The sequence below is a fragment of the Mycoplasma sp. P36-A1 genome, assembly GCF_049478495.1.
Taxonomy (GTDB): Bacteria; Bacillota_I; Bacilli_A; order JAJDGJ01; family JAJDGJ01; genus P36-A1.
Genome location: NZ_CP168083.1, coordinates 1,767,108 through 1,787,979, shown reverse-complemented (window position 1 = coordinate 1,787,979; position 20,872 = coordinate 1,767,108). Strand labels below are relative to the sequence as shown.

The window sequence follows — 20,872 nt, the reverse complement described above, 5'->3', positions numbered from 1 at the left end:
TCATTTAATAATACAAAACAAAAGACTTATGAATAGTCTTTTGTGCTATCCATAAGTCTCACTTTTTAATGCAAAACCAGATTATCTAAAATAATCGGCTGTTGGCTTTTGCACCAGTTAATTCTAACCGCTAGTTACTCCCTTATTACAGTGTATTATAAAGTAGACCTTAATAAAAGTCAACTTATTAATATAGATAAGCCACTATTAAGTTTATAATAACTATTTTAACCTAGATATAATAGTTATTAAATGAAACAGCACTATTAATTTTAAATTAGCACTTAATGTGGACAAGTGCCAAAACATATTGAAATTTAAGAAAACAAATATTATAATCTAGTAAGAGGAGTGATAAAAATGAAAAAAGAATTTAAAGCCGAATCAAAACAATTACTAGAATTGATGATTCATTCAATTTATTCAAACAAGGAGATATTTTTAAGAGAAATAATATCTAATGCAAGTGATGCACTAGATAAAAGACACTTTATTTCATTGCAAGATAAAAACTATGAAGAAAGTGATTTAAAAATAGAAATTAAAATAGATAAAGAAAACAGAACAATCAGTTTTATCGATAATGGAATAGGAATGTCTCAAGAAGAACTAGAAAAAAATCTTGGTACAATAGCCCATTCAGGATCAAAAGAATTTATCAACCAACTAGAAGAAAACAAATTAAAAGATATAGATGTAATAGGACAATTTGGAGTAGGTTTCTACTCAAGTTTTATAGTCGCTAATAAAGTAGAAGTTATCTCAAAACAAATAGATAATCAAGCTTTTAAATGGACAAGTGATGGAATAGATAGCTATGAAATTGAACCAGCAGAATTAGAACAATATGGAACAACTATCACACTTTATTTAAAAGAAGAAGAAGAGTTCAATAAATATTTAGAAGAAGAAACAATCGAAGAATTAGTAAAAAAATATTCAGACTTTGTGAAATATCCAATATTAATGGAAAAAGAAGTCAAAGATTATGAAGTAGATGAAGATGGTAATCCACAATATGATAAATATACTTTAAGAAAAGAAATAGTAACACTAAATTCAATGAAAGCAATTTGGAAAAAAGATAAAGGACAAGTAAGTGATGAAGAGTATGAAAATTTCTACATGTCTAAATTTTATGATTGGCAAAAGCCATTAAAAACAATCCATAAAAAAGTAGAAGGAAATTTAAATTACTCAATGCTTTTATATATACCAGCACATAAAGGAATGGACTTTTATGCACCAACATATAAAAAGCAAATAGATCTATATTCAAAAAGTATTCTAATAGAATCTGATGTTGATTACTTAGTAAGTGATGCATTTAAATTTGTTAAAGGAATAATTGATAGTGATGATATTAACTTAAATATATCAAGAGAAATGTTACAACATGATCAAGTAGTATCTAAACTAGCAAAAGCAATTGATAAAAAAATAAAAAATGAATTATTAATAATGCAAAGTAAAGAAAGAGATTTATACAATCAATTTTATGCAGAATTTGATCAACAACTAGTCTTTGGAATGTATGACAACTTTGGAGCAAATAAAGACATGATGAAAGACTTAGTGATGTATAAAACAACTAAAAGCGATCAATATGTAACTTTAAAAGAATATGTTGAAAGAATGCCAGAAGAACAAAAAGAAATATATTATGTAGCAGGAAGTTCAATAGAACAAATTAATAAATTACCAATAATGGAAGATTTATTAGATGATGAAAGAGAAATATTATACTTTACACATGAAGTAGATGAATTTGCAATCAATATCTTAAATGAATATGAAGGTAAAAAATTCTTATCAGTGCAAAGTGCAGACTTTTATAAAGATGATAAACAAAAAGAAGAAGTAGAAGAAAAAACAAAAGAAAATAAAGGATTAATAGAAGCATTACAAGAAAGCTTGAAAGATAATGTAAGTGAAGTAATAGTAAGCTCACGCTTAAAAAGTAATCCAGTAGCTTTAACTTCTAAAGACAACATTTCAATAGAAATGGAAAAAACACTAGCAGCAATGCCAGATAATCAAAATGTTAAAGCTTCAAAAGTATTAGAAATAAATGTAGATCATGAACTACTACAATCAATAGATAAATTATATAAAGAAGATACTTCAAATATCAATGATTTTGCTAAATTGTTATATAACCAAGCATTATTAATAGAAGGTCTTAAAATAGAAGATCCAATAGAATATTCAAACATACTTACAAGAGTAATGTTAAAAGCTTCAAAAAACTAAAATAAATATTTTAATCAAAGCCCAATGTTGAAAGAAATTTAGTAACATTGGGCTTTAATATATAATAAAATTTATGATACAATAAATAAAAAAACAGGAGTAATAGCAATGAAAAACATATACAATAATACAGAATATATAGATAACAACAAATATTTAGACTTTATCCAAGAAAATTACTTAGAAATATATACTGACAAAGTTTTTAAGGCAAGACATCAACTAATAGAAAAAGGTTATTTCAATGATCTAATAGATGAGTTATTAAAAATATTTCAAGAATATAAAATTAAAGATAAAATCATCTTAGACTCAGGTTGTGGAGAAGGAAGCATACTAAATAAACTAACTAATAACAACATTGTGTATGGAATAGATTTAAGCAAAAATGCCATAGAACAAGCATCCTTATTATATTCAGAAATAAACTTTGCAATTGCTGATATAAATAATCTACCTTTTAATAGTGAGAGTATTGATGTAATAATAAATATTTTATCTCCAAATAACTATGACCAATTTCACAAAGTACTAAAAAATGAAGGATTACTAATAAAAGTAATTCCAAATGAAATGATTAGTGCTGCAGCTAATACTTATAAAAGTAATGCAAAAGAACGATTTTATAATGAATTAACAACAAAATTTGAAATACTAAGTCAAAAAGAAATAAAAAAAGATATCCTAGTAGCAAGAGAAGATCAACAAGCATTAACTGACATTAACCCTCCACTGTGGGAAAGTGATGAAAACATATTAGAAACAAACCTAAATCTAGATTTAACAATAATAGTTTGTAAAAAGAAATAACACATAAAAAATACTGAAGATTTTCTGAATTTTAAAGTACTTTATTAAATACATTGTTATAATAGATGTATAAATAAATATTAATCCTAACTAAATAATAAAAAAATAAATAGTAAGGAGAAAAAGCATGAACAAGAAAATCAAAATATTAGACGATGCATTAGAAGTAATTGTAAGAGTACCAATACTTGAAGATTCAGTATACCTAAGTGTAGAAGAAATTGCACTCCTATTTCAAGTGAAAGAAAGATATGTTCTTGATGAAATTTATAAAATATTTAAATCAAAAGAATTAAAGAAAACCATAGTTGTGAAAAAAGCACTCAAAACCATTAAGAACCAATACTTATACTATGAAGAATTTTATAACCTTGAAGTAGTTATTGCTTTATCTTTTAAATTAAACTCTAAAAAAGCTAAAGTTTTTAGAAAGTATGTTATTAACAAAATGAATGCAGTATTTTTAACAAATTAAACTCAAAAAAAAAGAGATTTCTATAAATATTGAACTGACACCCGTCAAGTAGACAGTGTAAATAATTAAATTCTTAACATTGCAATATAGCTTAAACACAAGTTGTTTGAGTTATATTGTTTTTTCTATCTATATTTTCCCAGTATTTAACCACTTTAGGATTTGGAACGATTGGATAAGTTACAACCACTAAATTATTTTTAATCTGATCTAAAGCTTCATTTCTAACTTCTATTGGTGTTTTATAGTTAAATCTAGGTTGTAATCTTATATTATTATAGAAGTATATGTGTTCAATAATATAATCTTTTAACTCAGATATACTATTTGCTTTATTGTAATCTACCATTTCAGTTTTTAGTATTGCCCAGAATTTCTCGATTGGACCATTATCTATACACCTTCCAACTCGTGACATACTTTGTACCATGTTTTGATCTTCCAACATTCTTTTAAATGCTTTTGATGTGAACTGATAACCTCTATCGCTATGAAACATAGCTTTAGAATTAGGGTTATTATTTATTGCTTCTCTATATGCATCGAATACTAATATATTATCGTTTCTTTCGGATATTTGATATCCAACTATTGTATTATCAAACAAATCTATAATAGCTGCCAAATATAGTTTTAATCCTGTTGATGATATTTTAAACTCAGTAACATCACAACACCATTTTTCATTTGGTAAATTAGTGCTAAAATCTCTGTTCATAATATTTTGTGCAACTACTTCAGGAGTACTTCTAATATATTTTGGTTTAGAGCTCTTTCTAATTTTTGCCTGAAGGTTTGATATTTTCATAATACGATATATTCTTTTAGGATTATAATTTGCGCAAAATTCTCTATTAACCATTGCACACATTATTCTATAACCAAATATATATTTATATTCCTCTTGTTTTTGCTTAATAAACTTATAGATTTCTATATTTTCTATATCTTGCTTTGATTCTGATCTTTTTAACCATTTGTAATAACTACTTCTATTTAGTTTTAATATTTTACAAGTAAATTTAATACTAATTCCTTCACTATAAAATGCCTTTACTAATTCATATTCTATTTCATTTTTCGGCGTGAAAGTAACACGCTCCTTTCTTTCTCTTCTAGCTTTTTTAGAATTTTATTCTCTAGTTCTTTCAATTCCAATTCTCTTTTTAGTCTTGAATTATCACGCTGAAGTAGTTCAATTTCATCTAATTCACTATCATCTTTCTTGCGACCACGATTATCTTTTAAACCATCAACTCCATCCTTTAAATATTTTCTAGTCCAATTGTAAACGTTAGAATAACTAGTTTTATACTTACTAGCAGTATCGATATAATTTAAGCTATTTTCAATACAATATTTTGCAATAGCTAACTTTTGATCATAAGTATATTTATTATTGTCTTTCATATAGACACCATTACTTTCTAAAGGCTTATGAGCCTTTGTTTCTATATGATTATTATACTTATTAATCCAAGATTGTAAAATACTGATTGAGCTTATATTATATTTACCGATGATATCATTTAAAGAACCTAATCCATTAATATAATCATTAATTGCATAATTTTTCAAATCAGTTGAATAAGACTTATTAAATTTATTGGTTATCAATGCTTGTTCACCATTGCTTATATATTTATTTAACCATCTTCTTATAGTGGATTCATTTACAGTTAATCTATACGCAGCATTACTAACTGATTCGACCCCACCAACTATGTCTAATACAGTTTTCATCTTTATCTCAAAACTGAATTTAGCTTTTCTTCCCATAATAAAACACCTCCAAAATATTTAGTGTAATTTGTTTTTTTACACTGTCCACTTTAGAGGTATCATATCATATTAAATAGAAGTCTTTTTTTAACCTCTAAATAATAAATATTTTAAAGATCAGTTAACAAATTATTCAATACAAGAACATAATCAGATATAAATATAAACAATAGATTATTATGAAAAGGCACAAAGACACATAACACAATAATCACATTAAAATAACTCATAATTGTGAAGTTAAAGTTTAACTATAATTAATATATCTAGATATTGTATAGTGCTAATATCTTATCGGTAAAAGTTTCTTTAAAAAAATTAGTGAAAAATCTTTTATATTGCTTTAAATGTTACTATGTAAGCATATATAAACTAAGAGACGAGGGAATAAAAATGAAGAAGAAATATAATAAATTTAAACCGATATACCTATTAATATTTGTACTAACTTTGGTATTTGGTTACAGTAACAGCTTTATTGTTAATGCAACACAAGTTAATAGTAATATTGAAAAAACAAGAACTAAGGAAGATGTACAAGATTTAAATGTAGAAGAGTATAAGATTACATACAACAGCAATAATGAAATTATAGATACTAAAACAGTAGAAAAAGATACTATGTATTCTATAAATTTAGTACCAAAATTAAATGATAGTCAAACATCATTTCTAGGGTGGTATTTAGATAGTGAATTTAAACAAAAAGCAGATGCTAAGATAAAAGTTGTGCAAGACATAACTTTATATGCTAGATTTTCAACAACAATAAATATAAACTATCTTATAAAAAATGAAGATAATACTTATATAGTAAAAACATTAACAATAGAAAAAAATTCTAGCTTAGACAAGGTTAAAAACTATTTGCCAAGTGAAACAGAACTAGATTTAAATGAAGGTAGTAGTTTAAACTATTGGTATGATGAAAATGATAAAGATAAAAAAGAGTTTGATTTTTCAACATCAATAACAACAGATACCAATTTAATAGCTGATATTAATAAAGTTCACTATGTGAAATTAAATATGAATGGTGGTACTTTTAGTGGACCAACTTACATTAATGTCTTGGATAATAAAACAATAGATATTAAAAATATTCCAACTAAAAAAGGATATACATTTAAAAATTGGTCTTTAGATTCAAAAGGTAGTACTAGTTTTGATTTTAAAACGCCAATAATAGAAAATACTAATTTATATGCAATCTATGATATTGATAAAACAACATATAACATCGCTTTTTGGTTAGAAAAAAGTGATAACACAATTGCAGATATAAAAGAAGATACTCAATATTATGATTTAATAAAAAATGTGGGTAATCTAGAAACTGTTACTGGAAATACAGTTACTGTAGATAAAAATACTGCTGATACTTACTTAAAAGATTTACAATTACAAGGACTTAATGTTCTTAGATATAGTGATTACTATTTAAGTCAAAGCAAAGAAGTAGATGGTGAAGGTAATACTACAATAAATGTCTTTTATAAACGAAAACTATTTACACTGTATTTTAATATCGATGATTTTAGAATGATATTAGGTAGCATGGATGTTAATGGCAAAACATATAAAAAAGATGGTGGAAAATATAGCTTTCAAGCCAAATACATGCAAAATATTAAAGAGTTATTTCCAAAAGATAATGATATAAAATATCCAATAATATATAAAATGTATGGGTGGAATTATTCAAATGTCGGTGGTGAAGGTGTCGATAGCACTTTAAATAGAAGTCATAATCCTGAATTTTTAGATAAATTAATAGTAGAAAGATCAGATGTTAATAATGTTACAACTTTCTATTTGAATATTACAGAGATAAAAATAATAAATGAAAATCATGACAGAAATTATTATACTGAACCTATAGATACTGATGTTGCCGATGATCAAATAAATACAACTAATTACATACTTAATAACACCATAAAATATTCTGAACCTAAATTAATGCATAAATATTATATTCCAGATGAAATTAAAGGATTTACATGTGTCTTGAACTGTGAAAAAACAACAGAAGAAAACTCTAATCACTTCTTCAAACGTAATAGATATGATGTAGTATTTGATCTGAATGGTGGTTTAATAAATGATGATTTTAAATTGGTTTATTCTCAACTAAAATATGAAAGCATTGTAGATAAACCATCAACACCAGATAAAGATGGATATACATTCAAGGGTTGGTTCTATGATGAACAATTAACTCAAGAAGTAGATTTTACTTCATTAAAAATGCCAGCAAATAGTTTAAATGTATATGCAAAATGGCAAGCTAATCCAGTAGTAATTAATTATTTAGATACTCTAAGTGATAAAACACTAGCAGATAAAGTAGAAATAGCTAAAGATAGTAAAGTAGTATTTCCAACAAATTTTATAGAAAATACTACAACAAATGAAAATAATGATGTATTCATTGGATGGTTTATAAAAAATGATAATACTTATTTCAAGGTTAAAAATGATATGATAGTAAATTCTGATTTAAACCTGTATGCGAAATGGCAAAAACAAACATATACAGTAAAATATGATATAAGTGATGGTATTGGTGATGATGTAAAAGATACTCACAAATACAATTATAAAACAAGTGCTATAATTAAAGATTTTAAAGGTAGTGCTAAAGACAAAGAAGAAATATTCATAGGATGGCAAAAAGATAATGATACCAATACTATTTATTATCCAAATAATATATTGTTAATAGAAGATAATGTATCATTTAAAGCTATATTTGCTAAAAAAGATACTATTCATACAATTACCTATAAAGCTAATTATGGCGTAAATGAAACAAGTCCTATAATCCAAAAAATAGAAAAAGATACACCATATAAAATGTTTGGTGAGATATTTACAGATAAAAAGAATGAAATGGAATTAATTGGTTGGACTACATTAGAAAATGGTGAAGTCGAGTATGCTTTAAATCAAGAAATCACAAAATCTTTAGTAGAAGACAAAACTTTCTATGGAGTTTGGAAACACTTTGATATTACATTAACATTTGAAGCAAAAGAAAATGGACATTTAGAATTTAAGGATGAAAATAAAAGTATTAGTTTAGCATACAATCATAAAATAAATAATGATGACATTGCAAAATTACCAATACCAATTGCAGATGAAAATTATATATTTGATGCATGGGATGTACAACTACCAATACTAGATGATGTTATGACTAAATCACAAAACTATATTGCAACATTTAAGAAAAAAGATCAAGCTAGTCTTACATTCAAATATGTAGATGAAAAAAATGTTTCTTTAGCCAAAGATAAAGTAGTATATACAAATTACCTTGGAAATGATTATGATCTTAGAGATAGTAAAGATATAATAGATATAGAAGGATATAAGTTTGATAATAGTTCACAACCACTACTAGGAAAACTTACTAATAAAGAAAATATTATTACACTAACATATGTTCGTAGTAAACTTAAAGTAAATATAAACTATATTGATCAAAATACTAATAAAGTTTTAAAAGAAAACAAAAGCTTTTTTGCTAACTTTAATAATGATTATAACTATAAAAATATGGCAGTGAAAATAACAGGGTATAAATTTGTAAAAGCAGATCAAGAATTAACAGGTAAGTTTACTGAAAATGATTTTACAATAAACTTATATTATGAAGAAAACCAAAATATAATAGATGAAACAAGTAATAAAAATAGTGATAAAACAAATAATAATGGTGTAACAGAAGCAGAAGGTAAATCTAAACTACCACAAACTGGACAAACCCTAATTATTACTTCAGCTGTAATTTTAACAATAGCAATAATAGCTGCAGGTGTTAAATACAAATACAAAAAATAATAAAAATTAAGCCTTGCAAGAAATCTTGTAAGGTTTTAATATTTATTATGAATAAAAATTAGAAAACACAAAATACTAAACAATAATTAATACAAATTTATAGTTTATTCACAATTATAGAATAATATCTAAAATAATTTCTGATTAAAATAAACAAATAGTTAAAACTTTTAACTATACACTACAAGCATGTGTATAAAAAAGTTAAAATAAGCTATATAGATACTAAAAATCACTAATGAAGTTTAGCTTTGGAACAATTGTAAAATTAAGTTAATTATACTGTATGCAACATTAGTATTATTTGATAGAATTACTATCGGGGATAACAATAATTATCCGTTTATAGATAGTTATCTAGAATTAGACAATAATAAAAGAAGTAGTAAAGTACTAAAACAAAATACTAGTATACTAGTAATAAAAAAATCTAATTTATATTTTTTAACCACCATGAAAAATATCTTAATAAAGTAAATAAAAAAGGAAAATAATTGGGCAATTATATGAAAGTTATTTGTAAAATATCCCCAAATTTTTACAAATAACTAAGTGATCTTAATTGTAAACTAAACTCTGTAAGTCTGCGAAATTTATACTAGTTTACATTAAACCCTGAATTTATACTTATCAATATTCTATATATTATAATACACATCAATAATAATATTATGATATAAAAATACCAATAACTTAAATCACTTACCATATAATAATTACTAATAACAATAGATAGACTGCTTATTAGAAAATACATTAAAAACACATACATTTTTAATATACTCTTTTGAAAACTTAACTATTAGTTCAATCATTCATTTTAAGGATCCACCTTACTGTAGATAATGTAGATGTATGCATTATCAATTTAACAATTCTATGATTGAACAATAAAATTCACACTCAGATTTTTGCATTATTACTAAAATAATTTAGTACAATTTAAGTGAATGACTTAAAGTTGTTATCCTGAAAGTCAAACTCACTTATTTCAACAAGTTAACTTGTTATAAATATTCATGTTATAATAAATAATTAAAAAGACATCAACCAAAGTAGCATTGGAAGATGTCTTTTTAATATGTTTTTTAAGTTATTAAATACCAATTTGATAGGGGAATTTTATTGTCCCAACTGCAATGTTAACACCACTTATAATATCAATATTAAGTCTGGTTTCATTTTCAATAACAATTGCATCTAATTTTTTAAGAATATGATTGCTACTATCTACAACAACTGTAGTATCTTCTAAAGCAATTACAATAATAAAGTCATCATTATAAGTTAGAAACCCATTTACAATTTCAAAACTGCTTTCTTTAATGTCTTCTTTAACCATTAAATTTAAGTCTTGTCCTACTGAATAAGAAATAACATCATCTTCTGATTGAAATTTCACAACCTCATGGCTACCTTCTTCAACTGTCTTAGAATTGATACTTAAATTAAGCGGTGCATCTAGCATAGCAATATATCTTGTATATCCTATGAAATTTGTAAACTTAGCCATACCTTCAGTGATTGTAGCGCTACTTACTCTAAATAAAAAATCTTTATCACTATACTTTGCAGTAGTAGGATAAATAAAATACTCGTATGTTAATCCCTTTGACCATTCACTTGGAACAAGAGAATTAAACTTTAAACTTACAATGTTCATACTTTACTCCCTTTCTTATCTTTTCTTTTATGATAACATATAATGGCGATTAATTAACGAAATAAAATAATAAAGAAAAGTAAAATAATATATATTATAAAGTAAGCTAAAAAAGTTTACATAAAATAGTAGTATTTGATATAATAAGAATTACCTGAAGAAAGTTGGTATATATAAAATGGAACAAATTATTAAAATAGAAGGAAAACATAAGTTAAATGGTGTTGTCCATATTAATGGAGCAAAAAACGCAACTGTAGCACTAATCCCAGCATTAGTTTTAGCTGATGAGCCAGTGACACTTCAAGGAGTACCTGAAATAAGTGATGTTAATGCCTTAGCAGAAATACTTTCACACTTAGGTGTAAAAGTTACAATAAAAGATGATGAATTTACAATAGACCCTACAAATATGAAAAATAAAGAAGTACCAGCTGATCTTGCAAGCAAATTAAGAGCTTCATACTATTTTATGGGATCACTATTAGGAAAATATAAAGAAGTAAAAATGAAAATGCCTGGAGGTTGTTATTTAGGTCCAAGACCAATAAACCTTCACATAAAAGGATTTGAAAAACTAGGAGCAGTAGACCATAAAGACTATGATGGTTATCATATGGTAGCTGAAAACTTAGCAGGAAATACAATCTATCTAGACTTTGCAAGCGTAGGAGCAACTATAAATATTATACTTGCTGCAACTAAAGCAACCGGTACAACAGTAATCGAAAATGCAGCTAAAGAACCTGAAATAATTGATGTATGTAACTTATTAAATAAAATGGGAGCAAGCATAAAAGGAGCAGGTACTGATGAAATTACGATTGTAGGAGTAGACTACTTACACTCTTGTGTACACGAAATAATTCCAGATAGAATAGAAGCTGGAACATATCTAATCATAGCAGCAGCAGCTGGAGAAAAAGTAACTGTTGAAAATATTATTCCTCAACACTTAGACTCATTAATTTCAAAACTTAAAGAAGCTGGCGTTAATCTAGATATTGGAGAAGATTATATTACTGTTTATGAATCAAAAGAATTAAAAGCAGTAGATGTATCAACTCAAATATATCCAGGGTTTGCAACAGACTTACAACAGCCATTTACAACTCTTTTAACACAAGCAGAAGGTGTTTCAAGAATAACTGATAATATATACCCAGAAAGATTTAAACATTGTACAGAGCTTAATAAGATGGGTGGTAAGTTAAGTACAGGAATAGGTATGGCAATAGTAGAAGCACCAACACCTTTAAGAGGAAGCACAGTCTCAGCAACAGATCTAAGATGTGGAGCAGCTTTAATAGTAGCAGGACTAATTGCAGATGGAATAACAGAGATAGATAATATTTATCACATTGATCGTGGTTATGCTAACATCGATGATAACCTAAAAAAACTAGGTGCTAGAATTTGGCGAGAAAAGAAATTTTAAAAAATAAAGAATCATTAAAAATACAAGATGGCTTTAGTCATCTTTTTTATTGCCTGTGAAAATTATAATATTTACGTAAAAATATAAAATCTTAACATTTTATAAAGGGTTGATTTATGGTATAATTATTTAGATAATGGGAAAGGAGTGTATACATTGATTAATAGAAAATTAGAAGAGACAAGTGTTATTAGAGATTGTATTCATGGAAACATAATAATTGAATATAAAATAATACAAGATTTAATCAATACAGATGTCTTTCAAAGACTAAGAAGAATACACCAACTTGGAGGAACCTTTATGGTTTATCCAACAGCAGAACATTCACGTTTTACCCACTCATTAGGAGTATATGCCGTTGTAAATAAAATAATAAAAGAAGTAGAAGATGTAAATGCAAACCTAAGTGAACATCAAAAAATAGTAGTGTTATGTGCAGGCTTATTACACGATATTGGTCATGGACCTTTTTCACATGCATTTGAAGAAGTGTTCTCAACTAATCATGAACAAATGGGAATTGATATGATTAAAAGTGACACAAGTGTCTATAGCGTATTAGAAAGCTATGAAAAAGGACTAGCATCTCAAGTAGCTTCGGTAATCGAAAAAACTCATCCTAATACATTAATGATTCAATTAATATCTTCACAAGTAGATGCAGATAGAATGGATTATTTATTAAGAGATGCTTATAATTGTGGCGTTAGTTATGGAAATTTTGATATTGGAAGATTGTTACGGTCAATGGTAGTTGTAGATAATAAAATAGCCTTTAAAGAAAGTGGCGTTCATGCAATAGAAGATTATATCTTTGCAAGATACCATATGTATTGGCAAGTATATCTACATCCAACAGCAACATCATATGAAATAATCTTTTCTAAAATAATGAAAAGATATATTCAATTATACAAAGATGGTTATGAATTTAATATAAATACAAAATTGTTAGAACCCTTTGTAAAACACAAAGTAACAAGTCAAGATTATCTAAATCTAGATGAGAGTAGCATTAATTATTATATTTCACAATTCCAATTTGAAAAAGATGAGATATTAGCAAATTTAAGCCAATGTTTTATTAAAAGAGGCTTGTTTAAATATAAAGATATTCTGAATGTAGAACAAGGAATAGAATTAATAAAAGAAGCAGAAAAAGATTTAGAAAAACAAAAATATTACTTTGAAATAAGAAAAGTAAAAGGAAGCTTTTATGATTATTATGGAGCTTTAAATACCCAAAGTATTATCATACAAGCAAAAGATAAATCTTTAACTGAATTATATAATGCCAGTCCATTAGTTAATGCAATAGTGGAATCAGCTAAGTTAAAAAAAGCAATAAAATTATATTTTCATCATGATTACATGAATGAAATAAAAGAAGGGTACTAAAAATGGAGAATGTTAAAGTAAACTTTTATAGTTCATTTGCTCAAGATGGACTGAATGAAGAGATTAAATATAATGTAGATGGATTATTAGATAAAACAAATTATTGTAATATCCTTCATTATGATGAATATAATGCTGAAGATAAAAGTAATACAAAAGTAGTAGTCAAATTTAATAAAGAAGAAGTAATTATTTGTCGAGATGGTAACATTTTTCAAGAATTAAATTTTTGTAGAACTAAACAATCTTATGGTACTTATGAAATATCAGGATTTAATATAAAATTATCAATCTTATTAAAAGAATTTGAAGTAAGTAATAATCATATCAAACTAAGTTATGATTTATTTGTAGAAACACATCCAAGTGGAAGTTTTAATATTGACATAAAGTTAGGAGAAAGTATTTAATGAATAAAGTAGAAATAAATTTAAAAGAAGCCTTTATTAAAGCAATAAATGTTATTGATGAAACTGTAGAAGTTACAGTAGAACAAATAGTAATAGAAATACCTAAAGATACTAAAAATGGAGATTATGCAACTAATGCAGCGATGAGACTTGCAAAAGTATTAAAAGATAGTCCAATTAACATTGCCAATAAAATAAAAGAAAATTTTGATATGGAATATGCAAATGTTGAAGCAATAGATATAGCTGGTCCAGGATTTATAAATATTACAATGAATAAAGCAAGCATTGCAAACACCTTGAAAAGTATAATATTACAAGGTAGTGAATATGGACAATGGCCAGAGATCAGCAATGATTTAATAAATGTTGAATATGTAAGTGCTAATCCAACAGGAGATTTACATTTAGGACATGCTAGACAAGCCTCATTAGGAGACTCAATTAGTAGAATATATAAAAAAGCTGGTTACAATGTTGTTAGAGAATATTATATTAATGATGCAGGTAACCAAATAAATAACTTAGCTAAAAGTGTTATTGTAAGATATCATGAATTATTTGATATTGAAATGCCAATGCCTGAAGATGGTTATTTTGGTCAAGATATTAAAAATGTTGCCGAGTTGATAAAAAATCTAAAAGGTGACCAATTTATAAATGATGATAGTGAAGAAACATTTCAATATATTAAAAAAACAGCTCTAACATATGAACTAGATAAAATAAAAAGAGATTTACAAGAGTTTAGAGTAGAATTTGATATTTGGACAAGTGAACAAAAATTATATGATAGTGGTAGAGTAGAGAAAGCTTTAGAACTATTAGAATCTAAAAATGCAACCTATGAAAAAGATGGAGCTTTATGGTTAGAAACAACTAGATTAGGTGATGATAAAGATAGAGTACTTAAAAAATCAGATGGTAGTTATACATATTTAACACCCGATATTGCTAACCATATCCAAAAATTAGACGCTGGTTCTGATTATATGGTAGATTTATGGGGAGCAGACCACCATGGATATATTAAAAGAATGAAAGCTGCTATTGAATTTTGTACAGGACAATCAGATAAGTTTGATGTTGATATAGTACAACTAGTAAGATTAATTGAAGATGGAAAAGAAGTAAAAATGTCAAAACGTTCTGGAAATGCTATAGGTATGATAGAATTATCTCAAGAGGTAGGAATAGATGCAGTAAGATATTTCTTTGCACAAAGAGCAGGAAGTTCACATTTTGACTTTGACCTAGGTTTAGCAAAATCAAAATCAAATGAAAATCCTGTGTTTTATGTACAATATGCACATGCTAGAATCTGTTCAATATTAAAAGCATCTTTAGAATTAAATTTAGCAAAAGAAGCTAATTTAGCATTGCTAGATAAAGAAAAAGAAATAAGTATAATAAAACATTTAAATGAATTTCCTGCAACAATAGCAGATTCAGCTAAAACAAGAGCACCACATAAGATAGTAAATTATGTATCAAAACTTGCTAGTCTTTTCCACTCATATTACAATGAGTACAAAGTAATAGATCAAGAAGATTTAGAAACAACAAATGCAAGAATAGTATTATTAGAAGCAACAAAAATAACATTGGCAAACTCACTAGAATTAATTGGTGTTAGTGCGCCAGAAAAAATGTAGGAGGACAAAAAATGTCAAGATCAAATACAGATGTCGCATATGGTATCGTAAAAGAATATAATGGTGGAGTAAGCTTTTCAGTGCTTTGGGATAAAGTAACAGTAATTAATGAATTAACTCCAGAACAAAAAATAGAAAACATCTCATCATTTTATACTGATTTAATGCTAGATGGAAGATTTATCACTTTAGGAGAAAATGTTTGGGATTTAAGAGAAACAAATGCCTTTGAAAAAGTTCATATTGATATGAATGATATTTATTCAAGTGAAGATGATGACATTATCGAAGTAGAAGAAGGAATTATTGTAAAAGAAGATACAGATGAATCATTATTTGAAGAAGAGGAAGTAACAGCAAAAAAAGTCCAAGAGGAAGAATAAAATGAAAAAAAATACTGTTAGGGGATTAGTAGCTTTAGTCTTAGTAATGATGGTTTCATTACTAAGTGTAAATGCTATTAAAATGGAAAAGGAATATACCGACTATCGAACAAGAGCAATAGTAAAACACAAAACAACTACCAATATTAACAATAGAACAATAACAGTTAAACCCAAAAGTTCATATAATCTTGATGTTATTATTGGAAGAAGTGTTACAAAAGCTAAGTTCAAAACAAGTAATAAACATATTGCAACAGTAAATGCTAATTCAGGATTAGTTAAATTTACAAAGAAAACAGGAATAGTAACAATAACAGCAGTAAGCAGTGAAAACAAAACATATAAGGTAAAGTTTAGAGTTGGAGAAACTTATGCAAAAATAAATATCTCTAAACAAAGTGCCTATTTATATGTAAATGGTAAACTAGCAAGAACTGCCAAAGTAGTTACTGGTACCAAAAACAAACATGATACGCCAAAAGGTACATGGTATGTTGCATACAAAACTAGAAATACTTATCTTGATGGTGCAAGTGTAGGATACGATTATTATTTACCAGTAAAATATTGGATTCCATTAGCAAACACTGGAGGAGTAGGGCTACATGATGCAAGATGGAGAAGTAATAGTGCTTTTGGAAAGAGCTATTATAAAACAGAAGGTTCTCATGGCTGTATAAATATGAGAAACAAGGATGTAGCCTATTTTTATAAATATTTAAAAGCAGGTTCTAGAGTAGTTATAGTATAGTAAAAACGCACAAATATGGCACTAAGTCAATCATTAGGGGGTAACGAGAGTTACCCCCTAATGATTGACTTAGTGCCTGTTTTCTCTACATTGAGTAAACATTCTTCCTTTTATTGTATAGGACTATATACGCTAATGCATTACAGCCCCTTTTTTTTATGCTTTTTCTATACAATTAATAATTCTTGTATCATTATTCTAGTTTTTAATCTTTCAAATCTTCTAAACCCGCAAGATATTGTTTTTAACTTCTTGAATTTAGATATTGTACCTTCTATTATTCCATTATTATACTTAACACTGAAACTATCTTTAATATATTCATAATACTTAATAAAGGTAGATATACAAGTTTTAATTTTATCTGAAGCTAATTTATTAGGCTGATCAATTGTTTTCTTAAACATTTCCATATTATTGTATTTTAAAGAAAATAGTAAATCTTGATATATTTCATAATTATTTTTAAAGTCCACATTATTCTCGATTAAATAATTTAGAATTGCTTTATTATTTGTAAACTTGTAATTAAAGGTTGCATGCTTAAACATCACTTCTGAAAGATTCTCTTTTAACTGTAATATAGGTTTCCAAAAATTTTTGAACTTATTTCTGTTTTTCTCATCTGCATTCATAATTGCAAGTCTAGTTTTATTAAAGGCTCTAGTTAAATTCTGATAAATATGAAATCTATCTAATATTATTTTAGCATTAGTAAAGACATTTTTAATGATTTCAATATAAGGTGTATACATATCAATTACAATATATTCAACATTATCAATAGCTTCTTTTGTGTAGTGGATTTAATTGAATTTGCATAAGTATCTATTACTCTAAAAACAGAGTGAGTAGATACATTATGATTTTTAGCAATATAAGTACAAGTAAGCATATTAGTTAATTTAAGAGCAATAAGATATTTAACTTTATTAGAAATAAAACATCCAGGGTTAGTTAGGGTATTAGCAGGAATAAAAGTTTTATTACATTCCATACATTTGTAACGAGTTTTAGTAAGTTTTAAATAAGCATCAAAACCAGAAACCATAGGTAATTTAATAAGAGATACTTTTTTATTATGTACATAAAATTTATTATGAACTTTATTACATTTAGGGCAAACATTATCATTAAAAAATAGAATTCCATAAAATACTTTAGAAATATTATCTTTAATTTTTTCATCTTGAAATTTATATATATTAATATTGGAGTCATTAATTCCAATAATTTCTTTTAATTCTTTATTATTTTTATAAATTATGTTATTAATAATCATGACATTTATCTCCATAATTTAGATTAGTCGCTTAAATTATAGAACCTAAATATAAATTAAAATAGTATAATAAATCCTATTCATCTTTACGATTCTTTTTATCAAAGAAAAGATCCTTTATTGAATAATTATCATTATACATTTTTGAATTATTGATACCATCTTTTACTGCTAACATTATAGTAATATATAATATTAATACAATAAAAAACAATAATATCAATCCTGGTAATATTGAAAAAATCATAGTTTATGCTCCTTTTTATTAAGATCTAGTTCTGCCATATTGTGCTATTCTCATTTCATTACTTCTCCATTGAATAATTTCAACTAAACTTAACATCTTAGCCGTTTTAGTTACACCTATACCAATATTAGGTAATCCAATATTAGAAGTTACTTCAATAGTTAAATCTATGTTTTCGCCAACATTATCAGCTTTTTTATCTTGCGAAATAACGCGATGTGACATTGTGAAAAAGCCATTTTTTCCAGTAAAGTCGTAATATCTAAATAAAAGTCCTTTGTTCGGATTGATTGTATAGTGTTGAGCTAATGATATCTTCCCTGCTCCATTATATATAGAATATGTAAACATTCTAGAACCATTATTTTTCCAATATAAATTTAGACTATCTATACATTTTTTTTGGAGTCTTTCTTTTTCAGAACATCTATTATACAATTTATTTATATTGTATTTTTTTAGATTTGTTTTAAGGTTACTGTAAGAGTATCCGTTTAAGTTAAAATCATTGCTCAAAGTGCTTATAGATTTACTCTCAGTATTATCCTTAACATCTTGCATTATAATTAATGTCGGAGTGTTATCAAAGGAAATAAACTGATAACTCCTAACTGCATTATTAATATTTGTTGTTTCATTGTAAGAGTTATAGTCAAGTGATGTTGACATTTTATTAGCGAAAGAGTTGCAAGAAATTTGATTAATTTCATTTAACTTATTTGCATAATATTCTTCTCTAACATTTAAGGGATAATCTAATAGAATATTTTCGATATCATCTTGCATATTGTTAATTTTGGATATTGATAAATTAGATTTAACATGCAAACCATGATTTGATTTGCTGTACTTTGTTATTTCTTGAAGTAAACAAGTGTAATCTTTAACTTTTTCTGCTTTAATTGTTTGTTGAATATAACATGATATAAAACAAAACATAACGATTCCTAAAACACTTATAATTTTTTTTATAAAATTCTTCTTTCATAGTTAAGTATAATTATATTATATATAATTATCATTTCATTACTATATATTATAGTAATATATAATTAAAATTTACTATAATTTAAGCTAAATCTAAATTTTATTAACTTTTAATATTATTCTTAACTTTATGCTTAGTAATTTATTACATTAGATTTATATGAATATCTATAAATTAAAAAGTTAAATATTTTAAGTTTATGACAATGAATACATAATAAAAAAACACGACAATAATTTAAATAGTAATAATTACTAAATAAAGAATTGTAGTGCTTAACTAATAATAACTTATACTAGTGATGATTGTGACTATGATCATGATCATGATCGCAAACGTCTTGATTGTTAGATTTTAAAGAACCATCAGCATACATTTGTGCAACAGTAGCAGTATCTAAATCAATACCTCTAATAATATCAAGTCCTTCTTTTTCAATTGAATCAATAGCTCCTTGACCTAAATGTCCAACAACAATAGTACTAACACCATTTTGTTTTAAGACATTTGCAATTGATTGTTCTGGTTTTAAATCTAAAGTTATAACTTCTTCAGCTAAAACTTTACCTTCTTCTATAGTATAAATGATAACTTGTTTACTTTTTCCATAGTGTTGAAAAATCTTACCATCTTCATAAGGCATTGCAATTTTCATAATATCATTCCTTTCTTATAAATGATAACATAACTTATCAAAAAAAGCATGAATGTTGATACTAAAGACATTATCCAATGATATTAAAAGAAAAATATTTTAAAAATCTATAAATAACAATGTTTGTATGATTTGTTATAAAAATGGTATAATGAAACAATAATTAACAATTAAGGGTGGTAGAATATATGTATAAGAGAGAAAAAATAGAATTTGAAATTATAAATCAATTACACGCATTTGATCTAGGTATAACAAGTTTTCTAACTAAAACATTAGAACCATTTAACATAACGCCACAACATTATTACATAATGGAAATTACAGGTAGTTATGGACAAATAGGACAAGATGTTATAATTTCAAACATGTCAGTAAATAAGTCGAATGTTACTAAATTCTTAAATGCCTTAGAAGATGAAGGTATAATAGAACGAAAAGCAAATATAATTGATAAACGAAGCCGCTTAGTTAGCTTAACTGAAAAAGGTGATGCTATGCTAAATGAAATACAATCAGAAGTAGAATGCTTCTATTTTGATGTTTTAGGTGTACTTGGAGAATATGATAAGTTATCATTAATTACAATGTTGAAAAATCTTAATGGTACACTACATAAGAAATTTCCAAAATGATTAGATAATGCAACTAATGATACACTTATGTTCAATAATTCTTTATTAATAGTTAACTTCTAAGAATATTAAAAAATAATAGTAGCTTAATAACAATTAATAGAATATTAATTAAATAATAATATACATAAATGAATGTTTTAGACTTATAATAAAGGTGTCAATAAAATTACTGGGAATAATTATACT

General features: G+C 25.8%; 19 protein-coding genes. 11 read left to right on the top strand and 8 right to left on the bottom strand.

Annotated features, from left to right (window positions below):
* The first annotated feature begins 360 nt into the window (after positions 1-360).
* The 3 genes from htpG (at position 361) to ACD762_RS08680 (ending at position 3,538) form a co-directional block, all read left to right on the top strand.
* Positions 361-2,253, top strand: coding sequence for a molecular chaperone HtpG (htpG, locus tag ACD762_RS08690; protein ID WP_423363601.1), 1,893 nt, complete (start codon positions 361-363; stop codon positions 2,251-2,253).
* A gap of 108 nt (positions 2,254-2,361) precedes the next feature.
* Positions 2,362-3,063: a methyltransferase domain-containing protein gene (locus tag ACD762_RS08685; protein ID WP_423363600.1), complete on the top strand. Its 702-nt coding sequence runs from the start codon at positions 2,362-2,364 to the stop codon at positions 3,061-3,063.
* Between the two features lie 127 nt (positions 3,064-3,190).
* Positions 3,191-3,538: a hypothetical protein gene (locus ACD762_RS08680; RefSeq protein WP_423363599.1), complete on the top strand. Its 348-nt coding sequence runs from the start codon at positions 3,191-3,193 to the stop codon at positions 3,536-3,538.
* Positions 3,539-3,629: 91 nt separating this feature from the next.
* Here ACD762_RS08680 and ACD762_RS08675 read toward each other — a convergent pair whose 3' ends face one another.
* On the bottom strand, positions 3,630-4,571 hold the full coding sequence (locus ACD762_RS08675; protein ID WP_423364702.1) for an IS3 family transposase: 942 nt from the start codon (positions 4,569-4,571) through the stop codon (positions 3,630-3,632).
* Between the two features lie 35 nt (positions 4,572-4,606).
* The gene (locus ACD762_RS08670) at positions 4,607-5,317 is read right to left on the bottom strand and encodes a helix-turn-helix domain-containing protein (RefSeq protein ID WP_423363043.1); all 711 of its coding nucleotides are present in this window, start codon (positions 5,315-5,317) and stop codon (positions 4,607-4,609) included.
* Between the two features lie 396 nt (positions 5,318-5,713).
* Between ACD762_RS08670 and ACD762_RS08665 the strand changes: the two genes are divergently transcribed.
* Complete coding sequence (locus ACD762_RS08665; RefSeq protein ID WP_423363598.1) at positions 5,714-9,172, top strand: InlB B-repeat-containing protein; 3,459 nt, start codon at positions 5,714-5,716, stop codon at positions 9,170-9,172.
* A gap of 1,096 nt (positions 9,173-10,268) precedes the next feature.
* Here the strand turns inward: ACD762_RS08665 and ACD762_RS08660 are convergent.
* On the bottom strand, positions 10,269-10,835 hold the full coding sequence (locus ACD762_RS08660) for a HutD family protein (protein WP_423363597.1): 567 nt from the start codon (positions 10,833-10,835) through the stop codon (positions 10,269-10,271).
* 178 nt (positions 10,836-11,013) lie between these two features.
* On the opposite strand from ACD762_RS08660, the gene ACD762_RS08655 reads away from it, so the two are divergent.
* From ACD762_RS08655 to ACD762_RS08630, 6 genes are all read left to right on the top strand, one after another.
* Complete coding sequence (locus ACD762_RS08655) at positions 11,014-12,273, top strand: UDP-N-acetylglucosamine 1-carboxyvinyltransferase (protein ID WP_423363595.1); 1,260 nt, start codon at positions 11,014-11,016, stop codon at positions 12,271-12,273.
* 156 nt (positions 12,274-12,429) lie between these two features.
* Positions 12,430-13,674 (top strand): HD domain-containing protein, encoded by a 1,245-nt coding sequence (locus ACD762_RS08650; RefSeq protein WP_423363594.1) that lies wholly within the window; start codon positions 12,430-12,432, stop codon positions 13,672-13,674.
* A gap of 2 nt (positions 13,675-13,676) precedes the next feature.
* Positions 13,677-14,084 (top strand): DUF1934 domain-containing protein, encoded by a 408-nt coding sequence (locus ACD762_RS08645; protein WP_423363593.1) that lies wholly within the window; start codon positions 13,677-13,679, stop codon positions 14,082-14,084.
* Positions 14,084-15,739 carry an arginine--tRNA ligase gene (gene argS / locus ACD762_RS08640; RefSeq protein WP_423363592.1) on the top strand — a complete coding sequence of 552 codons (1,656 nt, stop codon included), beginning with the start codon at positions 14,084-14,086 and terminating at the stop codon, positions 15,737-15,739. The genes ACD762_RS08645 and argS overlap by 1 nt, the downstream gene beginning before the upstream one ends.
* Before the next feature lie 11 nt (positions 15,740-15,750).
* Positions 15,751-16,122, top strand: a complete 372-nt coding sequence (gene rpoE / locus ACD762_RS08635) for a DNA-directed RNA polymerase subunit delta (RefSeq protein ID WP_423363591.1) — start codon at positions 15,751-15,753, stop codon at positions 16,120-16,122.
* A 1-nt stretch (position 16,123) separates the two neighbouring features.
* Positions 16,124-16,876 carry a L,D-transpeptidase gene (locus ACD762_RS08630; RefSeq protein WP_423363590.1) on the top strand — a complete coding sequence of 251 codons (753 nt, stop codon included), beginning with the start codon at positions 16,124-16,126 and terminating at the stop codon, positions 16,874-16,876.
* Between the two features lie 167 nt (positions 16,877-17,043).
* Here ACD762_RS08630 and ACD762_RS08625 read toward each other — a convergent pair whose 3' ends face one another.
* The 5 genes from ACD762_RS08625 to ACD762_RS08605 all read right to left on the bottom strand — a co-directional run bounded on the left by ACD762_RS08625 (position 17,044) and on the right by ACD762_RS08605 (position 20,048).
* Positions 17,044-17,631, bottom strand: coding sequence for a transposase (locus ACD762_RS08625; protein ID WP_423363589.1), 588 nt, complete (start codon positions 17,629-17,631; stop codon positions 17,044-17,046).
* Between the two features lie 5 nt (positions 17,632-17,636).
* Positions 17,637-18,158: a transposase family protein gene (locus ACD762_RS08620; protein ID WP_423363588.1), complete on the bottom strand. Its 522-nt coding sequence runs from the start codon at positions 18,156-18,158 to the stop codon at positions 17,637-17,639.
* A gap of 76 nt (positions 18,159-18,234) precedes the next feature.
* Positions 18,235-18,405 carry a hypothetical protein gene (locus tag ACD762_RS08615; RefSeq protein WP_423363587.1) on the bottom strand — a complete coding sequence of 57 codons (171 nt, stop codon included), beginning with the start codon at positions 18,403-18,405 and terminating at the stop codon, positions 18,235-18,237.
* A gap of 18 nt (positions 18,406-18,423) precedes the next feature.
* Positions 18,424-19,344: a hypothetical protein gene (locus ACD762_RS08610; RefSeq protein ID WP_423363586.1), complete on the bottom strand. Its 921-nt coding sequence runs from the start codon at positions 19,342-19,344 to the stop codon at positions 18,424-18,426.
* A 344-nt stretch (positions 19,345-19,688) separates the two neighbouring features.
* Positions 19,689-20,048 carry a NifB/NifX family molybdenum-iron cluster-binding protein gene (locus tag ACD762_RS08605; protein ID WP_423363585.1) on the bottom strand — a complete coding sequence of 120 codons (360 nt, stop codon included), beginning with the start codon at positions 20,046-20,048 and terminating at the stop codon, positions 19,689-19,691.
* Between the two features lie 188 nt (positions 20,049-20,236).
* Between ACD762_RS08605 and ACD762_RS08600 the strand changes: the two genes are divergently transcribed.
* Positions 20,237-20,746 (top strand): MarR family winged helix-turn-helix transcriptional regulator, encoded by a 510-nt coding sequence (locus ACD762_RS08600; protein ID WP_423363584.1) that lies wholly within the window; start codon positions 20,237-20,239, stop codon positions 20,744-20,746.
* The last annotated feature ends 126 nt before the right edge of the window (positions 20,747-20,872 follow it).